The following is a 26253-nucleotide window of genomic DNA, read 5'->3' as shown; positions in this document are numbered from 1 at the left end:
CTAGTAGTTGTTGAGAACTATTCGCAATTGAATTTACACTTGAGCTTTGGTATTTAAGCTCAGTTTGTCACAGATATTTGCACTCAACGGGCGTTTGGGCTAAATTGTACTGTAATTATATCCAGTGCTTGGTGTTTGTATGATCCTCTATATCGCAGAAAAACCTAGCCTAGGGCGGGCCATTGCCGATGTATTGCCTAAACCCCATAAAAAAGGTGATGGATTTATCGAAGCCGCCAATGGCGATTGCGTGTCTTGGTGCGTAGGTCACTTGCTCGAACAAGCAGAACCTGATGCCTATAATCCCGAATTTAAGTCGTGGAAATTCGAGCACTTGCCAATAGTGCCAGAAAAGTGGCAACTAAAACCTAAGGCCGCAACTCGCAGCCAACTCACAGTGCTGAAACGATTAGTCAAACAAGCCAACACGCTGGTCAATGCGGGCGATCCCGACCGCGAAGGGCAGTTACTTGTGGATGAAGTGATTGCCTATCTTGGCGTGACGGGGGATAAGCTACATCAAACTCAACGTTTACTGATCAGCGACTTAAACCCACAAGCCGTAAAACGTGCCCTAACGCAGCTGCGCAGTAATCGCGAGTTTATTCCTTTGTCCACATCGGCCTTAGCCCGTAGTCGTGCCGATTGGCTCTACGGCATGAATATGACCCGCGCGTACACTATCCAAGGTAAAAAGGTTGGTTATCAAGGCATATTGTCCGTCGGCCGAGTGCAAACGCCTTTACTCGGGCTAGTGGTGCGCCGTGATGAAGAGATTGCCAATTTTCAATCTAAACCTTTCTATGAAGTGCTAGCGCATTTGGTGACCGAAAAGCAGGAAGCCTTCAGTGCTAAGTGGCAACCCAGCGAAGCTTGTCAGCCGTATATGGACGAAGAAGGGCGAGTACTAGCCAGAGGGTTAGCGCAAAATGTGGTGAGTCGCATCAGTGATAAACCTGCCTTAGTGACTCAATTAGTGGCTAAGGACAAGAAACAGAATCCGCCTTTGCCCTACAGCTTGTCCGCGTTGCAGATTGATGCGGCGAAACGGTTTGGCATGAGTGCTAAGGACGTGCTCGATACCTGCCAGAGTTTGTATGAACGCCATAAACTCATTACCTATCCCCGTTCCGACAGCCGTTATTTGCCCGTCGAGCAACATAGCCTAGCGCCGTCGGTTCTTAAGGCGATTAGCAGCGGTGCCGCTGAGTTACTGCAAGGCGCCGATGCCCCCGATCCACGGCTTAAATCTAAGGCATGGGATGATAAAAAAGTGGATGCCCACCACGCCATCGTTCCTACCGAGAAAACGGCTAACTTATCCAGCTTAAGTCAGCGTGAGAGGCAGTTATATCTTCATGTGGCCCGCCAGTACTTAGCCCAGTTTTATCCGGCCTATTGTTACAGTGAAACCACAGTACAAGTGACAATTGAGGGCGGCTTATTTAATACCAAGGCGCGTCAGGATAAATCTCTTGGCTGGAAGCAGCTCTTTGCCCGCCAAGAGCCAAATGGCAGTAAGGCGAGTGGTAACAAGTCGACGGAAGAAAGCGCGGGTAAGGATGATGAGGAGAATGATGAGTTTATCGGCCAATTACCGCCTCTGAAACTAGGGCAGGCTTTGCATTGTACTCGAGGCGAGTTACTTGAGAAAAATACTCAGCCGCCAAAGGCCTTTACCGATGCCACTTTACTCGGTGCTATGACGGGGATTAGCCGTTACGTAACCGACCCTGAGATCCGTAAAATTCTTAAAGAAACCGATGGCTTAGGTACTGAAGCCACCCGTGCAGGCATTATTGAATTACTGTTTAAACGCGGTTTTTTACAACGCTTAGGTAAATCTATCGTTTCGACGGATGTGGGTAAGGGATTAATTAACAGCTTACCCGCGAGTGCAACAACGCCTGACATGACAGCCCTTTGGGAAGCCAGCTTGAACGGTATTTGTCATAAAGAAACCTCCTATCAAGCCTTTATGCAACCGCTGCTCGGCACTTTATCCACGCTTATTCAAAACGCAGGAGCACAACTGCCCACCGCGCTTAATGGTTTAAAAGGCCAAGGTTATCGTAAAACGACTGGGAATAAATCTGGTTATCGCAAGTCGTATTCTAAAAAATCAAGTTCAGCGAAAGGCATCGGCACAACAAAAAACGATGGTTCCAACAACTATGGTTCCAAAAATACCAGTTCTAAAAGTTCGGTAACTCGATCAACCAGTCCTTCCGCTTCTAATAGCCGCAAATCTACAACAGCAGTGTAATGACACAGTTGTAGCATACATGTCGTTATTGTCTGTTGATGTAATGACGACATTTAATTTATTTAACGGTATTTAACAACCGACAATCACGGCATTTCGAGATTGCCTGATCTACTTCTAAAAAACACCTTGATTTTCAGCTTTCCCTGCCTGTGGCATATAACCTGCTTACTATTAGTTGGGGAAAATAATATATCAAATAAATCATGTGATTATATGTGATTTCGCTGAATTAAAAGGTGGATGAAATGAAAAAGACATTGCTTGCTTTGATGATCCCAAGCTTATTGTTAACGGGAGCTGCTCAGGCAGCTGAGCTGTATAATGACCAGACGAACAGCGTTAATATCATAGGCTGGTTAGGATTTGCTGCGTTGAATGATGGTCATGAAACTTCCGTGATCGATAATTTTTCTCGTGTTGGTTTTCGTTTTGACCGCCATGAAAAAAACGGCTGGAACTCCTTTGCCCATACCGAATGGGGTATTAACATGGTGACCAGTGATGACGGTCTTATATACACAGAAGGCCAAGGTGGTGGTCAGTTATCGGCATCTAAAAATTCAGATTTTCTTTTCAATCGACTGGGTTATGTTGGGATGTCCCATGCGAAATGGGGGACCATAACTTTTGGGAAGCAGTGGGGGGCTTATTATGATGTGGCTTACACAACAGATGTGCTCAATGCATTTACGGGATGGTCTGTGGGTGCTTATACCTTTGGTGACGGTGGCTTAACAGGGGCGGGACGTGCCGATGCGGCACTGCAATATCGTAATACTTTCGGTAATCTACATGTCGCAGTACAGTATGCTTCAAAACAAAACAGCGATGTTGCCTTGTATGATAGTCAAGGGCATTCGTTGAGTGATGGTTCAGAATTGAGTTTTGATCCTAGCTATGGTGCCAGTTTGACATATCAATTTACTGATAAATTTAAAGTATTAGCTGGACTTAATCGTGGCGATTTTACTGGGAATCTTGCGGGTAAAGAGGTTGATAACACAAACCAAATTATTGGTATTGGTGCACAATACGGTAGTTTCTATCAATATTCTCCTGGTCGCGATGCAGACGGTTTATATGTAGGTTTTAACGCCCATAAAAGTGAGCAAAACGAATTAGTGGGTGGAGATTTATATGACTCAACTGGAGCAGAGTTTATTGTTGCTTACCAGTATGATAATGGTTTCGTTCCGAGTGTATTACTGACATATCAAGATCTTGATACTGATGAAGATACAGCGATCCAAGGAAAATGGACACGCCAATTTGCTGTGTTAGGTCTGCACTATCGTTATAGCCGCGATACCATTATGCATGTCGAGGCAAAAATTGATTTCAGCAGCATGGATGATAAAGCCTATGAAGATCTGCAAGATAACAACTATGCAGTGGGTATTCGTTACTTCTTCTAGATTCTATTGTTAGCCATTGAGTTTTCAAAGGTCACTATGTGACCTTTGTTATTTGTGTACCGCGTTAACCGACGTCTTCTTTTTGTTATAGAGTCATCGTTGCCGATGAAAGATTACACAATACCCAGTTTCTTCATCTTGCTGCGCAGGGTATTAGCATTGATGTCCAATAACTCAGCCGCACCTCCGGGACCATAGAGTTTTCCACCTGTAATCCGCAGTGCATGACTAATATATTTTCTGGTCATAACATCAAGGGGCACAAGTTTATCGCTCGCATAGTTTGGATCTATGATAACGGTTTGATTTGCTTGGGTCGTAATTTCCTCACCTTGATGTGGAGCAAGGAAGCCAAAATCTAACGGTCCTGAAGGTTGTTGTATTATCGCCCGTTCGAGCACGTTAATGAGTTCTCGGACATTTCCTGGCCAAGCGTATTGATTCAGAATATTCAATTGTTCCGGTGTAACTCTTGGCAATTGAGGTAGGTTAAACTTTGCACTTAGTTGCTCAATAAAGTGCTGTACTAGTAAAGGAATATCTGTACGTCTTTGCCTTAATGACGGAATTTCAATAGGGAAAATAGCTAAGCGATACCAAAGATCTTCCCGAAACACTTCTCTGTGTATCATAGCTTGTAAATTTCTGTGGGTGGCAGCCACTATACGAATATCAAGCTGCACAGCATCATGTCCCCCCACACGGGTGATACAGCTATTTTGAAGTACACGGAGTAATCGCACCTGTGCGGATAATGGTAGTTCACCTATTTCATCGAGGAAGATAGTGCCGCCATTGGCTTGTTCGAAGTAGCCAATTTTACGGGACTCAGCCCCAGTAAATGCCCCTTTTTCATAACCAAAGAGTTCGGAGTCAATCAAAGTATCTGGAATGGCGCCGCAGTTGACCTTGATAAAGGGCTTGTCCGAACGTTCAGAAAGTTCGTGAATAGCATTGGCTATCACTTCTTTACCACACCCCGTTTCACCCAGCATTAGGACGGTCGTATTAATCTTGGCAATAGATTGCACTTGCTGCATGACGTGTTTCAAGCCTGAATTGGCTCCCACTACGCCATTTTGGACATCCAGTGTTCTGCGAAGATTCACATTCTGCTTTGAGAGTGCTTCATTTTCTTTAAGTAAGTTACGCCCGCGTAAATTGAGTGCAGTGATTAAGGCTAATGCATGCATATGCGGAGCAATTAAATCAGCATGACGAGGGCGAAAAACGCCTGTCGTTTTGGCATAAAATCCGACTATCCCAAGGTGGGTATTTTCTATAGACATTCTCAAAATGATCAGCGAATGAATACCACTGATCACCTTAGGCGCAACTAAAGCTGTGATTGGGTCGTGCTCAATATCATTAACAATTCTCACGCGCGGGCGTTGAGGATCATCTAAGCACTGAGCCAGTTCTTCAGGGATAGATATTTGCCTATCTAAGGTGCATGATTGATTAGCATTGACATGAGCAATAAATTGTATGTCATTAAATTTTTTGCGAAAAATATTAATAAATAGCCCATCAATAGGCAGCTCATCTCGAATAAACTCGAAGTAACTTTGCAGGGACTTCTCGAGTTGTAGGCTACTGCATAATCTCAGTGTCGATTCGTGATAAAAGTGTTTTTCCATTGATATTTCATGTTAATCATTAAGTATCGTGATTGTAGATCTTTATATTTCGTGATTCCGTGCCTCCAATCAAAGTTCCCCACTTAATTACCTCTTTTTAGGTGCTTGGCACAGCGAATGCACTTTCATGCTGACAAGTTCCAGTCATCATTGAAGGAAGTTAGCATGAGTAAAACTCAAAATATTGATTCGGGCCGTCGGCAGTTACTAAAAGGTGGTGTTGTTATGGCTGCAGGCTTTGGGGCTGCAATAGCCTTACCTGCAACAGCAAGTTGCGATACTGCTCCTGAAGCATTCGATGAGATAGTTGATGTACTCGTTGTCGGTAGTGGTTTTGCAGGGATCTCTGCGGCACTGCAAGCGAGGGAGGCGGGTGTCAGCGTTATGGTGGTGGACAAGATGCCTGTCTTTGGTGGTAACTCAACTATCAATGGTGGTGCCATGGCTGTGGCGGGGTCTGAGTTGCAAAAACAGGCCGGAATCAAAGACTCTGTCGATGCCATGGTTGCCGATATGTTAGGTGCAGGGCGGGGCATGAACGATGTTGAGATGTTAAAACTTGTTTGTAATGGTACGGCTGAATCCTGTCAGTGGTTGATTGATTATGGGGTTAATTGGAAACCTTTCGTTCAGCATTTTGGTGGCCACTCAGTACAACGAGTCTTGCAAACGGTTGAAAGTTCTGGCGCGGGTATTATCAGACCATTGATTAAAGCTGCAAGAGATAAGGGCGTGGTGATGAGAAATCAGACCAAGCTCGAAGGCTTTGTGAAAGATCTCGATGGTCGTGTGATTGGGGTCGAAGTTCGTGAAGGTTTTTATTTCCCTAATGAGCGAACCGGTAAAATACGTCGCATAGGCGCGCGTTGTGGTGTTGTCATGGCAACGGGTGGTTTTGGCCGTGATATTGAATATCGCATGATGCAGTTACCTGAGTTAAATAATGACTTAGATTCAACCAATCATGCAGGCGCAACGTCAGAAGCGCTAAAGCAAATGATGCTCCTGGGCGCTAACCCCATTCATTTAGACCAAATTCAACTCGGCCCATGGGCATCTCCCGATGAAAAGGGCTTTGGTACCGCATCCCAGTTCAACACGATTGCGACCTATCCCCACGGTATTGTGGTGGATGTGCGCACTGGTGAACGTTTCTTCAATGAACTTGCAGATCGTAAAGCTAGAGCTGACGCCATCATGACTCGCCGTGATGAACATGGTCAGCCTGTTTATCCTATTGGTTTCACTAATGCAGAAGGGGCTAGTAAGGCGCAAACCTTAGATTGGGGACTGAAATATAAGGTGATTAGTAAAGCAGAAACCTTAGAGGAACTTGCGACTATCTATGGCATGCCAGCGAACGCGCTAAAGGCGCAAGTCGCCCGTTGGAATGAGGCGGTAAAAAGTGGCTCAGACAAAGAGTTCGCGCGTCCAATGCAAGAGGCCATAGTGCTCGATAAAGGACCTTGGTATGCCGTCCGTATGTGGCCAAAAGTTCACTATTGCATGGGCGGCGTTAAAGTGAATACCCGATCAGAAGTACTGCATTTAGTCACAAACCAAGCCATTCCAGGGCTGTATGCGGCAGGCGAAGCTACGGGTGGGATCCATGGTGCTAGCCGTTTAGGTGCTTGTGCTGTTGCTGAGGGGGTTGTCACAGGGCGTAACGCAGGCCGAAATTGTGCAGCGGCAAAAGCGATAGTGCTTAAGCAAGCATAATTAGATTTTATTAAAAATAACAATATATTGGAGAATGACAATGAATAAATCTGTTTTGATGGCATCGTTTACTTTGAGCCTACTCTCAGGGAGTGCTTTAGCGATGGATCAAGTCGTCCTTGATGGCAAACATCTAACGCAAGAACAAGCATGGGCGATTGCCGATGGCGCTAAAGTTAAAATAGCATCCCAAGCTAAAACTCAACTCGTTAAGGCTAATGGCTTATTGATGGAAGCTGCTCGTTTAGGTAAGCCAGTTTATGGTCTAACAGTGGGCGTTGGTTTGAACAAAGACCACAAGTTATTTGATGCCAATGGCAAGCTGAGTGATGCAGTACTAGAGGCATCTCGTAACTTTAACTACAGTACCTTTCGTGCCCATAGTGCAGGAGTCGGTGACGCAGCACCTATCCGTTTAACACGATTAGCCTTAGCGGTGCGCTTAAATACTATGCTCGCAGGGCAAACTGGGGTTCAACCTCTTGTTGCTGAACTTTATGAGGCTTATCTCAATAAGGGATTAACGCCTGTCATTCCAGTAAATGGCACTGTAGGTGAAGCGGATATTTTGCTCTCATCCCATGTCGGGTTGGCTATGGTTGGTGAGTGGGAAGTATTCTATAAGGGACAACGTGTTAGCAGTAAGGATGCTATGGCGGATGCCGGAATTACACCACTTGTGCCTATGGGTAAAGATGCGCTATCTATTCTGTCTAACAACGCTTTTGCCGTAGCTTATGCAATGCAAGGGCAGCAAGCGGCAAAACAGCTATTATCCGTGTCCCCGACACTGTTTGGATTAAGCCTTGAAGGATTAAACGGTAACGTTGCTCCTTTTTTACCACAAACCAATGATATTCGTCCTTTCCCTTATATTAAAGCCAGCACAAGTGACATTCTAAAACAGTTAGATGGTAGCTATTTATGGCAGCTTAATGATGAACGTCCGCTGCAGGATCCTCTAAGTTATAGAACGACAGCATATACTTTAGCGAGCGCTGAGCATGCTTTGGCTGAGCTGAATGATGTGGTCAATATTCAAATAAATCATTCGGATGATAACCCCGCCGTTATTGTTGGTGCATCCAATGAGTATACGAAATTTCCACAGGTTGCTAAGTACATGGTCGAAGGTCAAGGTGGCGTGTTCCCAACCACTAACTTTGAACCTCTACCTGTCGCACTAGCAGTACAAAATTTGAGTGTGGCACTAACACATGTATCCCATAACAGTGTCATGCGCACTGTCCATTTATCCGATGATCACTTTACTAAACTGCCACGTTTTTTAAGTGCTCCAGGAAATAATGGGCATGCTTTTGGCGCGATTCAAAAAGCATTTGTAGATATGCAGGTTCGTAATAAACAGTTGGCGACCCCAGTGTCATTTGATGGGATCTCAATTGCGGGGGGTATTGAAGATACTTTCACTAACCTTAAGTTTGCCGCTGACAATTTGATCCAGATTGTCGATAACACCCGCGTGATTTACGGTTTAGAGCTGCTGCATTCAAGTCAAGCGATTGATCTACGCAAGTTGTCCAATCCAGATCTTCATTTAGGTAAAGCTACCGAAGCCATGTACAAGGCATATCGTGAAAAAGTGCCATTTGTAGTAAAAGATCGCCCTTTCACGCCTGATATCCAAGCCTCAACTGAATTTATCGCTAATTATTAATATGTTATGCGGGGCAGTTTGCCCTGCCATAGGAAGAGTATGATGTTAAAACCCTTATATACACTTTTACTTGGCTGCATGCTCATACTGCCAATAACAGCTAATTCTATGAATATTAAGGATTATCATAAGGAAGTTATGACAGGCTCGAATGGTAAGGTTGACTGTACAGCCTGCCATGGTGATACCAAGCGTAAGACAATACCCGATGCAACTGTGTGTAGTCGTTGTCACGGCTCACCCGAAGAGCTAGCTAAGCTGACTAAGCGACCTGAAGGCGCAGGACATTCTGTCGAGCCTAATCCTCACGATAGTTTACATTATGGTACTGATTTACCTTGTACTTACTGTCATCAGGAGCATAAAGAAAGTAAAGTTTATTGTAATCAATGCCACGAATTTACTTACCCTAAGATGAAGCGATAGTTCTAAGACTGTTACACGTTACTTCCCTGTCTATTTGACTATTTTGGTCAATGCACTCGCCTAAGGTGAGTGCATTTTTTTGCAAAAAAAAAGAGTAAACCAAAACGGTTTACTCATACGGAAATAGGTCGTTGAAACTTGCCAAAATCACTCAATAGATGAGGAGCAGGTTTATAATGTCAGCGTTAACTTAATTAGCCCTTAAAATTAACCTTTATCTTAAGGTGTCACCTCGGTTTAAGCTGATGAGCTTATCCAGTATGTGCTCACCATCCATGCGAATGCCGTTGTGTTCATATTCTGACGTTAACCAATACTTTAGCCTGCCGACCTGTTGCGCAGTTTCTAGGCTGTATTGCATCTCGACAAACATATCTTCACTGTAAATGGCTGCGGCAACGGGGACGCGGTTTTGCGCCAGTTGTTCAAGATTATACAGTGCAGGCCAATCTGATTTATGGGCAAGGATTTCTGCCGCGGCTTTAAGCGGTACTAAATGACTGAATTGGTCAAACATCCAAGGGTAAATCATCTCGCCGGTGAATAAAAACGGCTTACCTTGCTGATAGTTAAAGGCGGGGAATTGTTGCCTCACTCTGTGTGCCGCCCATTGTGAAGCCGAGTGTTGGCAGTAAATGGCCTCATGCAGCAGGGCAAAAATCGGGTTAGTGTTGTAATCGAGCATTTGACCGAAATGATTTAAAAATAAGGGGTTCACGACTGTCCCAGAAGCCGTGTTGATTAAGGCTTGCTCAAGCAAATAATAAACCGATTCAGGCCCTTGCTCCATTCCGATATTAATACCCAGCAGTTGCAACATTTCAACAGTGAGGCGTTCTCCCGTTGCTAAATACACTTCATTTTCAAGCAAGTGTTTTGCTAAGCGAGTAACTAAATGTTGGGCATCGTGGAAGCGTTGGAAAAATTGTTTATTCTTCGCCAGTACGCGTTGATAAGTCGCAAGGTAGACTTCATCGGCGCTGCGGGTTAATGACGGTATGCCACCTGTAATATAGGCCTCGCTGACACCTTGAGGGGCGGCGCTTAAATAATGTAATACGCAAAATCCCCCGAAGCTTTGGCCAAGAATCGCCCATTTATCGGCGGGACAAAGCTGGGCACGAATCGTCTCGGCATCACGAATAATATTGTCAGCCCTGAAATGGCTTAGGTAATCCGCTTGAGCTGCGGGCTCTAAGTGTTGCAGGCTTTGGTAATTAATCGGTGTTGATAAGCCTGTGCCGCGCTGATCGAGTAATAACACCCGATATTCTTTTAATGCGCGGCGGATCCAGCCGCTGTTGCTGGCGGGGCGCATGGCCGCAAATCCGGGACCGCCTTGGAAAAACACGATATAAGGTAGCTTTTTATCTTTGTTTTCTGGGCTACAGAGTTCTCTGGCAAACACTTGGATTTGCTCTGCAATCGGATTTTGATAGTTGAGGGGCAAGGTAAAAGTATGTTTCTTCGCCAGCACTCCGGCGAGAATAATATCGGGTTTCATCAAACAACCTTAATGGCAGAGGATCATGTTATTGTGATTGGCAGATTGTATACCCAAATAACCTGAAGATGCAGCAACCTAGGCTAGTTGAAACTCGTATCTTCAACTACCTTGGGTATAGACCAAATAGTTTATGCAGCAGGCTAGGATTATTTGATTAGCTTTTGGTGAAGATCAATTTTTCCATTTTAAATTTGAGCCATGATGAGTTTCTTAGCGTAATCTATCGCTTATGGATAACACGAGATTGAAGCTATGAAGTATCAGATTATTCCAGTGACACCTTTTCAGCAAAATTGCAGCCTGATCTGGTGTGAAAAAACCAAGCGAGCTGCGGTCGTGGATCCTGGTGGAAACATTGACAGGATCCAAAATGAAGTGACGAAACTTGGACTCGTCCTCGACAAAATTATTCTTACCCATGGGCATATCGATCATGTCGGTGGGGCAAAAGCCTTAGCGCAAGCCGCCAATGTGCCGATTATTGGCCCGCATATCGCCGATAAATTCTGGATTGAAAACTTACCTAAGCAAAGCCAAAACTTCGGTTTTCCCCATTGCGATGCCTTTGAACCGGATCAATACCTGCAGGATGGCGATAACGTGCAAGTGGGTGAACAAAGTTTGTCTGTGCTACATTGCCCTGGGCATACGCCGGGACACATTGCCCTTTTCTCTGCCCAATCTAAATTGGCGTGGGTGGGGGATATTTTGTTTAGAAGTTCAATCGGCCGCACCGATTTTCCTCAATCAAATCATCAGGATTTAATTCACTCGATCACCGAAAAACTGTGGCCATTAGGTGTCGACGTCGAATTTATTCCGGGGCATGGTCCTATGTCGACCTTTGGTGAAGAGCGCGAGCATAATCCCTTTGTCGCGGACCAACTTTTACTCTAAGTGTCACGTTATTAAGAACTGTTTGATTTGTGAGCGATAATCACTCGCAAATCAAACGATTATTTCCACGAATTGCCCCACTTTTACCGATGTTTTCTGATTTTCCTTCTAGACTTAAAGCAGTTCTTCCGTCTATTGGGGTAAGTATGAAAACAAAAACCATGATGAGTGTGGTATTTTCGACCATAGTTGCGAGTGCCGTGATTTCTGCGGCACTGAGCTTCAATGTGAAGTCTAAAATCGATCTCTTTAATGATGCCGCCAGCATCCGATATCAGTCCTATCAACTTGCCGACGAATTAAGGCAAGGTTCCGATGACTTAACACGTCTCGCCCGTACCTACGCCGTCACAGGTGATGAAAAATACGAAAAAATGTATATGGATATTTTGGCTATCCGTAATGGTGAGAAACCCAGACCCGAAAAATATCATCAGATTTATTGGGATTTGGTGCTGAGTTATGGCGATAAGCCAAAGCCAGACGGCGCGAGAATTGCTATAAAAGAGCAAATGAAGTCCCTTGGTTTTTCCGATGAAGAATTCCGTTACCTCGAACAAGCCCAAAAAAACTCAGATGCGTTAGTCGCCCTCGAAGTGAAAGCCATGAATGCCGTCAAAGGTATCTTTATGGACCCCAACACCCAAACCTACACGATAAAAGGCGAGCCGAACTTAACCATGGCGAGGGAGTTACTACATAGCGACCAATACCATAGAGAAAAAGCCAAGATCATGCAGCCGATTGATGAGTTCTTTACGGCGTTGGATAAACGTACCGATGGTGAAGTTAATGGTCGACTCGACTCCTTACATGCGGCATTAAACTGGTCACAGTTAGTATTGTTCATCGTGATTCTAGCGGCCGTTGGTGGATTCATTATCGTTAAGAGCCGGATTGTGACTCCCTTAGTGCAGACCTGTAGTGAGTTGCTCGACATTCAGCGCTCTAAAAACCTTGCGCGGCGGATTTCTGTTACTACTCAGGGAGAGATTGGCGAAATCGTTAATCAAATCAACTTGTTTATCTCTTCCCTTGCTAGTTCCTTATCGACAACGGATGGTATTGCAAAAGAGGTCGCTGATTTAGCGAAGCAAACCAAGGCATCAATTCAAGTTTCGCGTGAAAGCTCAAATCGGGTGGCGAGAGAACTGGACGCCAGCGCCAGTGCGATGGAAGAAATGACCACGACGTTAGTGCATGTGAGTGAGAGTACGTCGAACGCTGAAAGCCGCGCCGCTGAAAATGAAGCGCATGTCACTGTAGGTAAACAGACGGTATCGGAAGCGTTGAAAGCCATGTCGGTATTGGAAACTGAGTTTACCAATACTCAAGACTCTATGTCGCATTTAGTGAACGAAAGTACCCAAGTCAGTAATGTGTTGAGTGTGATTAAGGCGATTGCAGAGCAGACGAATTTGCTGGCACTGAATGCCGCGATTGAAGCCGCAAGGGCCGGTGAGCAAGGGCGAGGTTTCGCTGTGGTGGCCGATGAGGTTAGATCACTAGCCCAGCGCACCCAAGATTCCACCAAGGAAATCGATGATATTGTCGCAAGCCTTCAGAGTCGTACAAATCAAGTGGGTACATCTGTGACTCAAGCGGCGACGCTTATGCAAAAGGCGGGGGTAGAGCTGCAACGTATCGTGGCTGTATTTGAGGATATTCGTCATAGTACGGAAGCGATTCATGGGATCAATACTCAGGTTGCCGCTTCAACTGAGGAACAGTCCTTGGTTTCTAAAGAAATCGCTTCGAGTATGATGGTGATCCGTGATAATTCTCGTGAAGTATCACAAATTATCGAGCAGATAGAATCGACCTCCATTAGCCTAGACAATCAATCCCAAATACTACGTACTAAGGCGGGGGAATATCAGTTTTAGATGAGATGTGGTTGATTTACGAACGAACGCCACTCAAGACACGGATGTCAATCCTTCCTCTTTGAATCCTCCCCTGAACATATTTTCTGCTTCGACACTTTTTGACATCTATTACTCCTTTCAATACGCACACGCCTTTGCTAACTTGGTTGTCCATGTGTTTAATGTCGAGCGTTTGGCGAAGCTGTTTTTATCGACAACTGAAACTCGCATCAAACCTTGATAACAAAATAGACGTCGATAGCTGTGATATTCATCAGCGATCTTAACCAGCGATTTTTTAGTTTTGACAGTTTTTAGTTTCGACGGTTATTTGTTTCGATAGTGTCGACAGTAAAAAAGTGCATTAAGTCTTTTCAAATATCCCTAACCCAATGGAGTCCTTGCGGATGGATCACCAAATCGAAGATTTACTAGAGCATTGGTTACCGCTGGCGGATGACGCTTGGGTGCTTGCGGTGATCACCCAAATTCAAGGCTCTGCCTATCGCAAACCCGGCGCCATGATGTTGTTCCATGAGTTTGGTCAAGGCGTGGGTATGTTAAGTGGCGGCTGCTTAGAAGCCGATCTCCGCCGCCATGCCCAAAAGGCCATGCAGACAAAGCAAGTCACGTGCGTGACCTATGACGCGAGCGATGAGTCCGATGCCAGCTATCGACTCGGCTGTGGCGGCATAGTAGATATCATGTTGATCCCACTCTTAAAAGAGAATCATGATCTTGGTTTGATTGAGCTAGTACAGGCATTTCGCCACGGTCGGTCGGGTTTTTATCAATTGCCATTAGTCAAGGCGGGGACGGATGCGCGCCAATATCAGGCCGCTTTCTACCCCGAAGCGTTGACACCGTTCCCCGCCAGCGATTTTGTCCGCACAGGCGTCTTCACCCAAGAGGCGGGAGAATCGCTGATTATTCCGCTGAGACCGAGATTCCACCTTGGGATTTTTGGCGGTGGTATCGACGCTAAGCCCATTGCCGCCATGGCCGATACCTTAGGCTGGCAAGTGACAGTTTTTGATGGTCGTACCGCCTATGCCAGAGCGGCGGATTTCCCCCATGCCCATATCGTGAAACTTACCGCAGGGGAATTAACCGCGAATCATATCGCCCAATTGGATTGCGCCGTAGTGATGAATCATAACTTGGGCTTAGATGCTGCGGCATTGAAGGTCATTCAAGCCCACCCACTCGCCTATGTCGCCTTGCTTGGCCCTGCCCATAGACGGGATAAAGTGCTTGGGATGGCAGGGCTGAGTACTGAATCTTTTTCTGGGGTGTTTTCTGCCCCCGCTGGGCTTGCCCTTGGCGGCGAGTTACCGAGCGCAGTGGCGTTAAGTATTTTGGCCCAATGCCACGGCGTACTCCATGGTGCGACCTTAAAACATCTCGATGAGATAATGCGTTGATGACATTGCCGCCAGTGCCAAAGTCTGCAGCGCTAACGTTGGCAGAGCAAACGCCACGTTCATCCAAGCGGCTGTTGATCGTGGTACTTGCGGCGGGTGAAAGTAAGCGCTTTGAGGGGGTTAAGTTAGCGCAGCTTATACCATCACTTAGCGCTACAGAAACTCGCGAACAAGCCATCATTTGCACCCATGTTGAGCTTTTACAACAGCTTCATTGTCAAGATTTAGATTTGGAGCGCCAAGACACACATTCGCCCCAGTATATGCCTTTGTTAGTCATACTCGGTGCTCACCAGCACGTATTGCAATCGTTATTGGCTGAACTTAACTCCCGCCAACCCTTTGATATTTTGATTAATCCGCATTGGCATACTGGTTTGGCCTCCTCTGTGAGTTTGGCGGCAAGTTATGCCAAGGAGCAAGGCTTTGATGCCATGCTGCTAACGCTCGCTGACCAAGTGGCTCTGAGTGCCGATGATTATCGCCAACTGATTTTGACATGGCATGAAACGGGTAAAGACGTTGCCGCCCATTATTTGGATGATTTAGGTGTACCTGCTATTTTTAATGCCTCTACATTGCCTTTGTTCACTCATTTGAGTGGTGATCGCGGGGCGAAATCTATTTTAAAACAACAAGCACAGCAGGGAGCGTTAGTCGCTATAACACTACCCCGCGCCGCAATTGATATTGATACCCAAGCCGATCTTGCGTCGTGGTTGGCACTTAAGGAGTGAGTTATGGCAGAAGTTTTATCAACCAAAGCAGTCGTCAAGGAAGCGAATACCGCCGCTTCCTCTCAGACACTTTCAACCCAGACACTGACCATCAACGGTAAATCATTTACCTTAGATGCCGATCCTAAAATGCCAATCCTGTGGGCACTACGGGATATTTTAGGGCTCACGGGCACTAAATATGGCTGCGGTGCAGGGCTATGCGGTGCTTGCACTGTGCATTTAGACGGCCAACCCGTACGCGCTTGCTTAACCAGTTTGGGGCAGGCACAGGGAAAACGACTGACAACAATTGAAGGGCTGGATAATCAAAAGCTTAAAAATGCTTGGGCCGAACATAACGTGCCCCAGTGCGGCTATTGTCAGGCGGGCCAATTGATGTCGGCTGCGGCGTTAGTGGCGCAGCATCCGAAACCTTCTGAAGAACAAATTAACTCGGCCATGTCGGGTAATATCTGCCGCTGCGGCACATACCCGCGGATTAAAGCGGCACTGCATAACTATGCCAAACAGGAGGGCTAATATGAGTACTTTTACTGCTGTAGAAAATATCAGCCGCCGCGACGTGTTAAAACTGTTTGGCGCAGTGGGTGGCGGATTAGCATTAGGGGCGAGTGGATTAACTTGGAGTCCCATGGCGCTGGCGCAGGATAAAGAAGCGCGGCTGAATCTGTTTATTGCCATTGGTGAAGACGACAAAGTGTACCTCACCTGCCATCGCTCCGAGATGGGACAAGGGATCAGAACCGGTATTCTGCAAGTATTAGCCGAAGAGTTAGAAGCGGATTGGGATAAAATCGTCCCCATTCAAGGCTTAGCCGATAAACGTTATGCCAGCCAAAACACTGACGGTAGCCGCAGTATTCGCGAAAATTACGACCGCATGCGTCAGATGGGGGCGATGGCAAGAACCATGCTAGAGCAAGCCGCCGCAGCGCGCTGGAAAGTCCCCGTGAGTGAGGTGCATACCGCCGACCATAAAGTGTTGCATGCTAAATCGGGTCGCTCGGCCAAGTTCGGCGAGTTAGCTTTAGCCGCATCAAAGCAGCCAGTCCCCGCCGTTGAGTCGTTAACCTTTAAAGAGGTTAAAGATTTCAAGCAGATTGGCGCATCACGCCAAATCGTTGATATGGATGCCATGTTAAGCGGCAGCGCGATTTATGGTTACGATATCAAACTCGATGGCATGCTCTACGCCAGCATCATGCGTCCGCCCGTGCTTGGCAGCGATGTGGCAAGCTTGGACGATACTGCGGCGCGCAAGGTGGCCGGCGTAGTGGATGTGTATCGTTTGCCCGCCGCTAAGGGCGCACCCGCGTTTCAGGCTTTGGGCGGCGTTGCAGTTATCGCCACAAACACTTGGAGTGCCCTCGAAGGCCGCAAAGCCTTAAAAGTCACTTGGACTCAGGCCGACAACAGTCAGCATGATTCAAGCGTCTATTTGAAAGAGCTTGTCGAGCGGGTACAGCAAAGCGGTAACGTTGTGCGTCAAGCTGGTGATGAAATCAAAAACTGGCCCGAGGCGAATACGTTAAAGGCGGTTTATACCGTGCCTTATTTAATTCATTCTTCTATCGAGCCGCCCGTTGCCACCGCCAATGTCACTGAAAAGGGCTGTGAAATCTGGGCATCGACCCAAACGCCGCAAAGTACCCAGCAAAATGTGGCCGCTGCGTTGGGTATGGCAGAAGATGCGATTAAAGTGAATGTTACCCTATTGGGTGGCGGTTTTGGGCGTAAATCTAAACCTGATTTTAGCGTTGAAGCCGCGCTGTTATCTAAGCAATTCAAGCGTCCAATTAAAGTGAGTTGGAGCCGCGAGGATGAAATCCAAAACGGTTACTACCATGCTATCAGCGCCCAGTCCTATCAGGCGCTGTTCGATGCCAATAACAAACCGACCGCGCTTTTAGCCCGTACGGGATTCCCATCGATCAGTTCAACCTTTGCCGAAGGGGTGGAATATCCTTCTGGCGGTGAGTTGGATTTAGGCTTTGTGGATGTGCCCTTTGCTTTGCCGAATTTAAGATACGAAGCGGTAAAAGCGCAGGCGCATAGCCGTATTGGTTGGATGCGCTCTGTGTGTAACATTCAGCACGGTTTTAGTGTCGGCAGTTTTGTCGATGAAATGGCTCATCGTTCTCAGGTTTCTTGCCCTGCAATGTGGCGTAGCCTGTTAGGTGAAGCAAGGCGTGAGACCTTTACCGACCAACAGTTTAAATATGGCAACTATGGCGAAGATCTTGATCGTCATCCCGTGGACGTGAGCCGCTATTTTGGGGTAATCGACGCGGTCGAAAAAGCCCAAGCTAAGGCGCCTAAGGCGGGTAAAAATCAGGGCTGGGGGTTTGCCGTACACCGCAGTTTTGTCAGTTATGTCGCCGTGGCCATGCTGGTGGAAGTGAGTGAGGATAAACAGCTTAAAGTGCTGAATGCCATCGCTGCTATCGATGCGGGCACGATAGTCAATCCAGATAGGGTAAAAGCCCAGACTGAAGGCGCGATTGTATTTGGCCTGAGTTTAGCCTTGATGGGGGAAATCACTTACAAAGAGGGCAAAGTACAGCAATCGAATTTCCACGATTATCCTTTGCTGCGGATCCCCCAAACACCCGATATTGAGATCATCATTATTGCGTCCGATGCTGCGCCTGCAGGCGTAGGTGAGCCAGGTGTTCCGCCCGTTGCCCCAAGTTTAACCAATGCAATTTTTGCGGCGACGGGGCAGAGGATCCGCGATCTTCCCGTGAGTAAACTATTGCGAGTGTAAGTGACGGCAAGAGAGTTAACTGAACGCCGTTTGAACAAAAAAGCGCCTAATAAGCGCTTTTTTCGTTTTTTTACCACAAAAAATTTGCTTGTTAGCGATTTTACGGGCATTAATGCCGAAAATTAGCAATAGATCAGGTTTTTGTTACCAGAATAGAGGTAATTTAACTAACAGATAAACTTCCGTGAATAGAATTATAAAGGGGTCATCCATGGAAAATCGTTGGCAAGTCGCTATTTCTGCCGGCCTATTGGCGGCTATTTGGTGTGGCGTTGCAGATGCCTTTCATCTGGTCACTTGGATTGGCTTTTTAGGTTGCAGCACTTTTTTCGCTCAACCCAAGGCTGGTTTTCAAGGCGTGATGATGGCGTGGTGCACGAATCTGTCCGGTGTGTTTTGGGCTTGGCTCATTATCTCGGGTAGCAGCTTTTTTATCTCACCCGTATTTGGGTATATTTTTACCGGCATAGCCACTTCGGCCATGTGTTTACAGGCTAGTTATCAAAAGCTTAGCTTTATTCCCGGCGCATTTATTGGCTGTTGCACTACCTTTGCTATGGCGGGTGATGTGGCCAATGTCGTGCCGTCGTTGATCATTGGTGGCTTATTAGGTTTTAGCATGAGCCTGTTAACGGGGCAGTTGGTTAGCTTGACACAAAAGTGGTCTGCCGCCACGCGTAGTCAAGTGGCTAGCGCGGATTAGCATAATACCTGCTCAGATCTTATTACTGACATAGCTGTCGAGGCGATCTGGGCTATAATGCTGATTTAGTGCCAAATAGCATTTTGTTCTTAGGAATTATCAAGATGAAACAAATCCAGTTTCGCACCATTGATGCCATATTGATCAAGTTCAGTCTCAACGGAAAGTTTTGGGTAGTGTGTTCTATGGTGGCGTTGATCACGGCCGCCGTGGCACTCGTCAACTATCAACACGCGCACCGAAACGTCGAGCAAGCTTCTATTGCCCGCGTTCAAGCAAGCGTCGATACCTTAGCGCAAGTTGCCACGGCGCAAAAGCTAGAGGCTGATGCCTTATCACAATTTGCCAGTCAATACGGTTTAACCGTGACTTCAAGGCAAAGTGAAGCGCAGCGTCAAGGGGATAAAGTGACGGCCAGCGCCAGCGTGTCAGGCATGCAAGCCTTACAACTGACGCAGAATGTCCATGAGTGGGAAGTCGATGCGCGCAGCGATGCTAACTTTATGTTCTGGTTAGCATTAGTGGGCTTGTTGCCCTTATTCCAACTGAGTTACTGGATTTCGACCTCACTCGGCGGTGGCTTGTGGGACATGTACTTAGCCATCAAACGCTTAGCTGATGGTGATTTGAGCTTTAGATTAAACTTCTTTGGCACTGACGATTTCAGTTTGATTGCCCGCGAAATTGACCGCTGCGCCGATAACATGAGTGAAATGGTGTCGGCCATTGGTAAAAATGCACAAACCTTGTCATTAGCATCCGATGAATTTAATCAACAGGCGGCCACCAGTGATGAGCTGATTGGTTTCCAACATCAATTCCTCGATTCCGTTGCCGTGGCGATGGCGCAAATGACTTCAGCGATTGAAGAAGTCTCTATCAACGCGAGCAACACTTCGCTGCAGACTAAAGAAAACTCAACCCAAATGTCGGCCAGTCGTGGGCGCATTAGCCACACAGTGGACAGTATTGGCTTACTTTCAACTAAGATTGGCGCAGCGTTTTCATCGGTTGAACAATTGTCTAAGGATGCGGCGAGTATCGATGCCGTGGTCACGACGATTAACAGTATTTCGCAGCAAACCAATTTGTTAGCCTTAAATGCGGCCATTGAAGCGGCACGTGCCGGTGAGCAGGGGCGTGGCTTTGCCGTGGTGGCAGACGAAGTGCGTACCTTAGCGGGTCGAACTCAACAGGCCACGGTAGAAATTCAGTCTATGATTGAAGGCTTACAGTCTGGCACGAGTCGTTTATCTAGCATTACCATGGAGATAGTCGATCAGGCAGATGAAGGCCGCAGCGCGATTATCGCCGTCGGTGACGATGTTCAAGGTATGGCGCAATCGGTGAATGCAGTATTTGATATGAGCAGCCAAATTGCCGCATCGGCGGAAGAGCAGAGTGTCGCCGCGCGCGACATTGCCGGACAATTGAATGAAATCCGCCATCAGTCGGAAACCATCAAACAAACGGCCCAGCGCAGTGTGACCTTAGCCAATGATCTGCACCATGCCTCGGTCGAGCTAGATGGCATTTTAAAGCAGTACCGCACTAGCTAGTTTCACCTTTAATGTGAGTCGTCGGCATGGGTTGTTGAGTAATAACGCCCGATACTGAGTCTCATGTTAAGTATTCGCGTATCATCTGAAAATGGCGGAAATCGTAGATTTCCGCCATTTCATTCTCTAAATACCTCAAAAGCGAGCGATATATTGCCAGTTGCGCAGTATTCATTGTTATTGTTTCCACTATGACTCGCCATAAACTCGTCCCTGAGGGCTCGACGACGGCATCCATGCCGCCAACGGTCACAGTTGCATCAATACCAATCCTCACTAACCCTATCGCTGTTCGATTAGCTAAAAAGCTATTGCCTCAATCCGTGTTTCGGCTCGTTAGCTCAATCGAAAATTCCCACTCCTGTTGCCATACAAATTCTTATCTATTTGCCTATGTCTGGCCTTACCATAAATCGACTAACAATGTGTGGGTATATAGTCGTATTTAAATTTAGATAGTTAGGGGGGGATTTGAATACAGAATCAGTGCGCACTAACTCCATCAACAGCAAACAAAACTCTATAAAATCAGGTGACTATAATAGCTGATTTTTAGTTAATAGGTTTGGAAAACGCGCATGCGCATTTTTCCAGATGGTGTATTTGGTAGAAAGCTGATAAGTTCTTTGCATACAGATAGTTAACCGTGCGCGTTTTCACTGATCCAACGAGGTAAAAATGGACGTTCTAGAATCCTTCCATGAAGAAGAATGTCTTGACTTTGAGTTGATGGAAAGGTTCTCAGAGTTGTTGCTGAATAAATTAACTCAATGGGCAAATAATGAGATTTTCCATCCGATTGGTGGGGAATTAACCACAAATACTCCTTTGAAAGACTCTGTTAACGCAGCAGCTATTGTAAATAAGTTATCCCCCAAAAAACCTACAATCATCATTCACTTTGGAATGATTAAAGAAATCTATCGTGATGCCTTAACATTCCCAATTTACTCTGAAAAACTAGCAAGTAATACTCATAATTTTAAAAACAAAAATTGGGATGCTTTTAAAGGAGCCAGATTTAAATTTGAATCTGGTGTACCTGATTTAATGGAATATGAAATTAGTCATATATGCGCATTATTTTCCTCGGTTTGGCTGGAGATTTCGAAGAAAAAAGCAGTAAAAACCCATCATTAAAAAATGAAAAACGGTTAAGTTTACTCAGGAGAACAGTACCAGTTAGATTTTTAATGTTTGAACTTATGTTATCTTGGGTATTTTTCCATGAGCTTTCTCATCTAATTCAATGTCATTACAAGCTTAAAGAAAATACATCTAATAATTTTGAATTTTACGAAATAAATGGCGAACCTTCCGAAATTGATATTGGGGGACAATCAAGAGAAATTCTTGCGGATATTGAAGGGCTAGATCTTACTATACGATATATGGAGAGAGAAGGTTTTTGCGGGCCGAATTCAATGTATTTGTTACTTTGTTCAGTTACTTGCATGTTTAATAGGTTTTGTGAAAAGAGTTATTCTGAGGAGTTTCATGAGGTGAAAGGCGTACATCCTCACCCTGTAATAAGAGATGATTGTATGCATGCTTACTTCTGTGTTTTGCTAGGAAAAACTACGCCACTCGTGTGGAAGCATAGTATTAGAGAATCAATTCTAATGGGGTACGCATATCTTACTATACGTTCAGGGATGGCCGCTTGTCTGTTTTGGGCAAATAAATACCAAGAATTTGATGGTCATGATTACCCATCGTATATGACGTTGCAAATGAAAACTAGAACAGATTCGGCTGAAAAGTATAAGTTGCATCTTGGCGGCCTAGCCCATGAACAATTAGAGGCTATTTGTGGCGGACATTTGTACAAAAATACAATTACCGACCAATTATTTGGGGAAGAGTTTTTTAAGCATAAAATAACCTAACAAACACAATCAGAGGAACGGTTTTAAGCTGCTTTCGCTTCGCTACATCAACTTAAGACACGTCTGCTGTTGTGAGCGTTAAATGTACAGGGAGTAATCATGTATACCGGATATTGGATTGACGTTAATGACATTTGGGGGCCTGAAGAATCGGGCAAATTCTGGATCGACGATGGTTGGATCTGGGGGCCATACAATTCTGGAAAGTGGTGGATTGAAGACAACTGGATTTGGGGTCCAACTGATGGTGGTAAGTTTTGGATAGACGATGGTCATATTTATGGCCCCTCCAATACACTACCTTGGCTTAAAAAGTAGGAGCTCAAATGACTGAGTGGGTAAATGTTAGGTCTACGGCTATACGCCGTATTGGATATGACTCAGATTCAATGCGCATGTATATCGACTTTGAAGATAGTGACCCTGTCTATACATTTTGCAGAGTTCCTGAGCGTGTATTTAAAGAGTTCGTGAATGCTCGCTCAGTTGGTCAGTATTATCATCAATATATAAAAGATCGCTACGATTGCTAAAAACATTTAACAAGGCCAAGCACATCGTGCAATGCAATAAACGCATTGCACTGGACGGCCTACACTACGTTTCGGCAGCCCGTGTTGGCACCGTTATCTCCAGAGAAATTTTAATCTGAAACTGACGAGTTAGAGCAAAGGAGCTATCACGCTTTTGTCCAGAGGTTAGCTACGTTCAGTATCAAATCTGACTATTCATCGAGCGACAAAAATAAACTATGTTGCACCCATAAAAAAACATCGGTTTAGGCCGATGTTTTTGATATCGATATCCAGGGTTAACCCTAGCGGATTAAACCTCTTTGAACGTGCTCCAGATGGGCGCGTGATCTGAGGGTTTATCTATGCCGCGAAGATCGTAATCGACGTCGGATTCGACTAAACGTGCTGCCAGTGAAGGTGTTGCTAAAATCACATCAATACGCAGGCCGCGGTTGTCATCGAAACCTTTGCTGCGGTAATCGAACCAAGAATAACGTTCGATGCGCTCTGGGTGTAATTGACGGAAAGTGTCGACTAAACCCAAGTCTTGCAAGGTTTTTAACCACTCACGCTCTTCCGGTTGGAAGCTACATTTACCCGTTTTCAGCCAACGCTTACGATTGACTTCACCTATGCCTATGTCTAAATCGGTCGGTGAAATATTAATGTCACCTATGATGGCGATATCTTCATCGTTGCTGTGATTTGTCTGCAAGTAGTGCATTAAGTCCTGATAAAACTTACGTTTAGCAGGATATTTTGTTGGGTGATCTATGCTTTCGCCCTGGGGGAAATAGCCGTTGAATACAGTTAACGGACGACCATTCGCTTGGGTAAATGTGCCGATAATCATGCGGCGCTGGGCATCTTCGTCATCGGTTGGAAAACCTTTTTGCAGCTTTTCTGGCGCGACTTTAGACAACATAGCAACGCCATAGTGGGCCTTGCCGCCGTGGTAATGCACTTGATATCCCATGGCTTCGACGTCGGCTAATGGAAACGCTTCGTCGTGCACTTTGGTTTCTTGCAGGCCGATAATGTCGGGCTGGTGGCTATCAATCAAGGCTTGTAATTGATGCAAGCGCGCGCGCAGACCATTGATGTTAAAGGACACTATTTTCATTAGGGCAGGACTCGTTTGAAAGGTTTAACGACAACGCTTTTATACACGCCCGCTTCGATATAAGGATCGGCATCGGCCCAGTGTTTTGCTGCCACTAAGGATTCAAAATCGGCGACAACCAGTGAACCACTAAAGCCAGCATCACCTGGGTTTTCGCTGTCAATGGCTGGATGTGGGCCAGCGATCAGTAAACGACCTTCATCGGCGAGGGCTTGCAGGCGAGCTAAATGGGCAGGGCGAGCGGCTAAACGTTTTTCTAAACTGTTCTCAAAATCTTGAGCTGAAATCATATACCACATTATTTGAGTTCCTTGCGTTGATCTTCGGGAAGGTGTTTATAAAGATAAAATACGGTCAGGACAGTATTAATTAAGGTTAAAGCGGTTAAACCAAACACTTTAAAATTGACCCAAGTTTCTAATGGCAAACTAAAGGCGACATAGATATTGACTAGGCCACAGCTGGCGAAGAAGACGACCCAATACCAAGTTACGCGAGCCCAAATCTTGTCTTCTACTTGCATTTCTTTGCCTAACATCGACTTTAATATCGATTTATTGAGCAATTGGCTGACACCTAAGGCGATGGCAAACAAGCTGTAGATGATGGTCACTTTCCACTTAATAAAAGAATCATCGTGGAACACTAAAGTGAGTGTGCCAAACACTGTCACCATAGCAAAGGTAATCAAGTGCATCTTTTCAAGTTTCTTATATAGCGCATAGGTCACGATCAATTGAAGCGCGGTGGCTGCGATCAATGCGCCGCTGGCGATATAAATATCGAAAAATTTATAGACAGCAAAAAAGATGACGAGGGGCAGGAAATCAAGCAGTTGTTTCATAATTAATCGTGTTAAAGAGACATAGGCTTGAGTGTAGCATGTGCAACATAAGGGCAAAAGCATCATGGGCCTAGGATTGCGATCTTGCCCATTAAACCGATTTAATCTTATAAGCTAGCTTCACGTTGGCTTGGCGGCGTTGACGTTAACCTTTGCACGACTTAACAGCGGGCAATCGTGGCATTGGCCTGTGTTGGCGAGTTGATACCTTAAGCAGCATATACGGCGAATGCAGTGGATTTTTGGACTCGATGCTGTACTCGTTACTATTCTCGCAACTGTATTCGGTGTTGCGCTGTTGTGCTCAGGTTCGATGAGTAAGTTAATGCTGTTATACAGCGGATTTATGCTGCCATCTAAAAAGGTCGTGCGGCGAAACAGGGCTTGTTTTAGTTGCTGGCAGTGCGGCTCAGTGAGTCCCAGTTCCCCAAGATACCAGTGGATCAGATAGCCTAAGTGGCTCCAATATAACTTGGCGGGTACAGGGCTCAGAGTGAGCAGGCGCTCAACACTCGGCTGCAGTAAGTTTAAGATAAAACCTTGTAGGACAAGTTCTTTATCAACTGGCGGCTTATATGGGCTTAATGGCGAGTGTACCTCAGTGTCTATCTTGATACTTGGCTTAGTGTTGGTTTGGCAAAGTGGCTCGATGCCGTGATGTTTTTTAAAGGTCAAAGCGGTAATTGGCTGGTATTTTGCGATGTTAAATTCAAATTTGGCCACTCGGCCACTGGGGTGTACCTGCATAAACACGGATTGTGGCTGCCAGTGAAGAGTCTCTACATCGGTTTTTGGGGCGTTGAAAATCCACTCCATCATAGGCGGAACTAAGAGGCCGAAATACCATTGGCTCCAAAGTGAATGCAGTGCTTTGCGAGTGTCTTTTCTACTGGGCACAGCGTTTTTACTGACCAAAGCGCTTTTACTGGCGAAAGCAGGCGTTCGGCTGGTTGCAGCTGTTTTATCCGTCTCGGTTTCGTTTTCGGTTTTAGTTTCAGTCTGATTTTCGGCGCTAGGGTGCGCTATAGCAAAACGCGCAATGAGTTTTTGATAAGTATCGGCGCAGCTCCATTCATCGAAACTGAGTCCCGTGGGTGAGGTCGTTGCGCTAAGGTGCTCGCCATAGAAGGGCGCCCGCTCATGTAACAGCTGATTGAGTGTCAAAATGGTGTGATTCAAACCGTCGTGGCTGAGCGAGGTATCGCGCAATAGTTGCAGTCTGGTGTCTCCTCGTTGGCTTGCCATAATGACTCCTTAATGGCTGTGATTG

Annotated in this window: 23 protein-coding genes; 17 read left to right on the top strand and 6 right to left on the bottom strand. The window is 45.9% G+C overall.

Annotated elements, in window-relative coordinates:
* Window positions 1-139 precede the first annotated feature (139 nt).
* On the top strand, window positions 140-2266 hold the full coding sequence (locus tag KV201_RS16955) for a DNA topoisomerase III (protein WP_226059992.1): 2127 nt from the start codon (window positions 140-142) through the stop codon (window positions 2264-2266).
* A gap of 248 nt (window positions 2267-2514) precedes the next feature.
* Entirely contained in the window at window positions 2515-3684 is a 1170-nt protein-coding gene (locus KV201_RS16950) for a porin (protein ID WP_226059991.1), read from the top strand.
* 113 nt (window positions 3685-3797) lie between these two features.
* On the opposite strand, the gene KV201_RS16945 is transcribed toward KV201_RS16950, so the two are convergent.
* A complete protein-coding gene (locus KV201_RS16945) occupies window positions 3798-5324 on the bottom strand; it encodes a sigma-54-dependent Fis family transcriptional regulator (RefSeq protein ID WP_226059990.1) in 1527 nt (508 codons plus the stop codon).
* A 165-nt stretch (window positions 5325-5489) separates the two neighbouring features.
* Between KV201_RS16945 and KV201_RS16940 the strand changes: the two genes are divergently transcribed.
* Genes KV201_RS16940 through KV201_RS16930 form a run of 3 tightly spaced genes read left to right on the top strand, consistent with a single transcriptional unit; the run spans window position 5490 to window position 9147 of the window.
* Window positions 5490-7043, top strand: a complete 1554-nt coding sequence (locus KV201_RS16940; protein ID WP_226059989.1) for a flavocytochrome c — start codon at window positions 5490-5492, stop codon at window positions 7041-7043.
* A gap of 40 nt (window positions 7044-7083) precedes the next feature.
* Window positions 7084-8721 carry a histidine ammonia-lyase gene (hutH, locus tag KV201_RS16935; protein WP_226059988.1) on the top strand — a complete coding sequence of 546 codons (1638 nt, stop codon included), beginning with the start codon at window positions 7084-7086 and terminating at the stop codon, window positions 8719-8721.
* A gap of 42 nt (window positions 8722-8763) precedes the next feature.
* Complete coding sequence (locus tag KV201_RS16930; RefSeq protein WP_226060007.1) at window positions 8764-9147, top strand: cytochrome c3 family protein; 384 nt, start codon at window positions 8764-8766, stop codon at window positions 9145-9147.
* Window positions 9148-9361: 214 nt separating this feature from the next.
* On the opposite strand, the gene KV201_RS16925 is transcribed toward KV201_RS16930, so the two are convergent.
* The gene (locus tag KV201_RS16925; RefSeq protein WP_226059987.1) at window positions 9362-10651 is read right to left on the bottom strand and encodes an alpha/beta fold hydrolase; all 1290 of its coding nucleotides are present in this window, start codon (window positions 10649-10651) and stop codon (window positions 9362-9364) included.
* Window positions 10652-10906: 255 nt separating this feature from the next.
* Between KV201_RS16925 and KV201_RS16920 the strand changes: the two genes are divergently transcribed.
* The 12 genes from KV201_RS16920 to KV201_RS22655 all read left to right on the top strand — a co-directional run bounded on the left by KV201_RS16920 (window position 10907) and on the right by KV201_RS22655 (window position 23034).
* Entirely contained in the window at window positions 10907-11551 is a 645-nt protein-coding gene (locus KV201_RS16920; protein ID WP_226059986.1) for an MBL fold metallo-hydrolase, read from the top strand.
* A 146-nt stretch (window positions 11552-11697) separates the two neighbouring features.
* Window positions 11698-13437, top strand: coding sequence for a methyl-accepting chemotaxis protein (locus tag KV201_RS16915; RefSeq protein ID WP_071939561.1), 1740 nt, complete (start codon window positions 11698-11700; stop codon window positions 13435-13437).
* A 389-nt stretch (window positions 13438-13826) separates the two neighbouring features.
* Window positions 13827-14843: an XdhC family protein gene (locus KV201_RS16910; protein WP_226059985.1), complete on the top strand. Its 1017-nt coding sequence runs from the start codon at window positions 13827-13829 to the stop codon at window positions 14841-14843.
* Window positions 14843-15580 (top strand): nucleotidyltransferase family protein, encoded by a 738-nt coding sequence (locus KV201_RS16905; protein WP_226059984.1) that lies wholly within the window; start codon window positions 14843-14845, stop codon window positions 15578-15580. Before KV201_RS16910 ends, KV201_RS16905 begins: the two co-directional genes overlap by 1 nt.
* 3 nt (window positions 15581-15583) lie before the next feature.
* Window positions 15584-16102, top strand: coding sequence for a (2Fe-2S)-binding protein (locus KV201_RS16900; protein WP_226059983.1), 519 nt, complete (start codon window positions 15584-15586; stop codon window positions 16100-16102).
* Window position 16103: 1 nt separating this feature from the next.
* The gene (locus KV201_RS16895; RefSeq protein ID WP_226059982.1) at window positions 16104-18350 is read left to right on the top strand and encodes a molybdopterin cofactor-binding domain-containing protein; all 2247 of its coding nucleotides are present in this window, start codon (window positions 16104-16106) and stop codon (window positions 18348-18350) included.
* Window positions 18351-18561: 211 nt separating this feature from the next.
* A complete protein-coding gene (locus KV201_RS16890) occupies window positions 18562-19053 on the top strand; it encodes a DUF1097 domain-containing protein (protein WP_006085447.1) in 492 nt (163 codons plus the stop codon).
* Between the two features lie 104 nt (window positions 19054-19157).
* Window positions 19158-20612 carry a methyl-accepting chemotaxis protein gene (locus KV201_RS16885; protein WP_071939555.1) on the top strand — a complete coding sequence of 485 codons (1455 nt, stop codon included), beginning with the start codon at window positions 19158-19160 and terminating at the stop codon, window positions 20610-20612.
* 678 nt (window positions 20613-21290) lie between these two features.
* Window positions 21291-21752 carry a hypothetical protein gene (locus tag KV201_RS16880; protein ID WP_226059981.1) on the top strand — a complete coding sequence of 154 codons (462 nt, stop codon included), beginning with the start codon at window positions 21291-21293 and terminating at the stop codon, window positions 21750-21752.
* Window positions 21686-22501: a hypothetical protein gene (locus tag KV201_RS16875; protein WP_226059980.1), complete on the top strand. Its 816-nt coding sequence runs from the start codon at window positions 21686-21688 to the stop codon at window positions 22499-22501. Before KV201_RS16880 ends, KV201_RS16875 begins: the two co-directional genes overlap by 67 nt.
* Before the next feature lie 99 nt (window positions 22502-22600).
* Window positions 22601-22819 (top strand): hypothetical protein, encoded by a 219-nt coding sequence (locus tag KV201_RS16870; protein WP_226059979.1) that lies wholly within the window; start codon window positions 22601-22603, stop codon window positions 22817-22819.
* An 8-nt stretch (window positions 22820-22827) separates the two neighbouring features.
* Window positions 22828-23034 carry a KTSC domain-containing protein gene (locus KV201_RS22655; RefSeq protein WP_220773395.1) on the top strand — a complete coding sequence of 69 codons (207 nt, stop codon included), beginning with the start codon at window positions 22828-22830 and terminating at the stop codon, window positions 23032-23034.
* Between the two features lie 292 nt (window positions 23035-23326).
* Here the strand turns inward: KV201_RS22655 and xthA are convergent, their stop codons facing one another.
* From xthA to KV201_RS16845, 4 genes are all read right to left on the bottom strand, one after another.
* Window positions 23327-24139: an exodeoxyribonuclease III gene (gene xthA, locus KV201_RS16860; protein WP_226059978.1), complete on the bottom strand. Its 813-nt coding sequence runs from the start codon at window positions 24137-24139 to the stop codon at window positions 23327-23329.
* Window positions 24139-24438: a YciI family protein gene (locus KV201_RS16855; protein ID WP_006082200.1), complete on the bottom strand. Its 300-nt coding sequence runs from the start codon at window positions 24436-24438 to the stop codon at window positions 24139-24141. The genes xthA and KV201_RS16855 overlap by 1 nt, the downstream gene beginning before the upstream one ends.
* Window positions 24438-24983 carry a septation protein A gene (locus KV201_RS16850; RefSeq protein WP_012587356.1) on the bottom strand — a complete coding sequence of 182 codons (546 nt, stop codon included), beginning with the start codon at window positions 24981-24983 and terminating at the stop codon, window positions 24438-24440. Before KV201_RS16850 ends, KV201_RS16855 begins: the two co-directional genes overlap by 1 nt.
* Window positions 24984-25103: 120 nt before the next feature.
* On the bottom strand, window positions 25104-26228 hold the full coding sequence (locus KV201_RS16845) for an IucA/IucC family C-terminal-domain containing protein (RefSeq protein ID WP_226059977.1): 1125 nt from the start codon (window positions 26226-26228) through the stop codon (window positions 25104-25106).
* Between the last annotated feature and the right edge of the window lie 25 nt (window positions 26229-26253).

It is taken from the genome of Shewanella sp. SR1, from assembly GCF_020447145.1.
GTDB lineage: Bacteria > Pseudomonadota > Gammaproteobacteria > Enterobacterales > Shewanellaceae > Shewanella > Shewanella baltica.
This window is presented reverse-complemented; position numbering and strand designations above follow the sequence as displayed.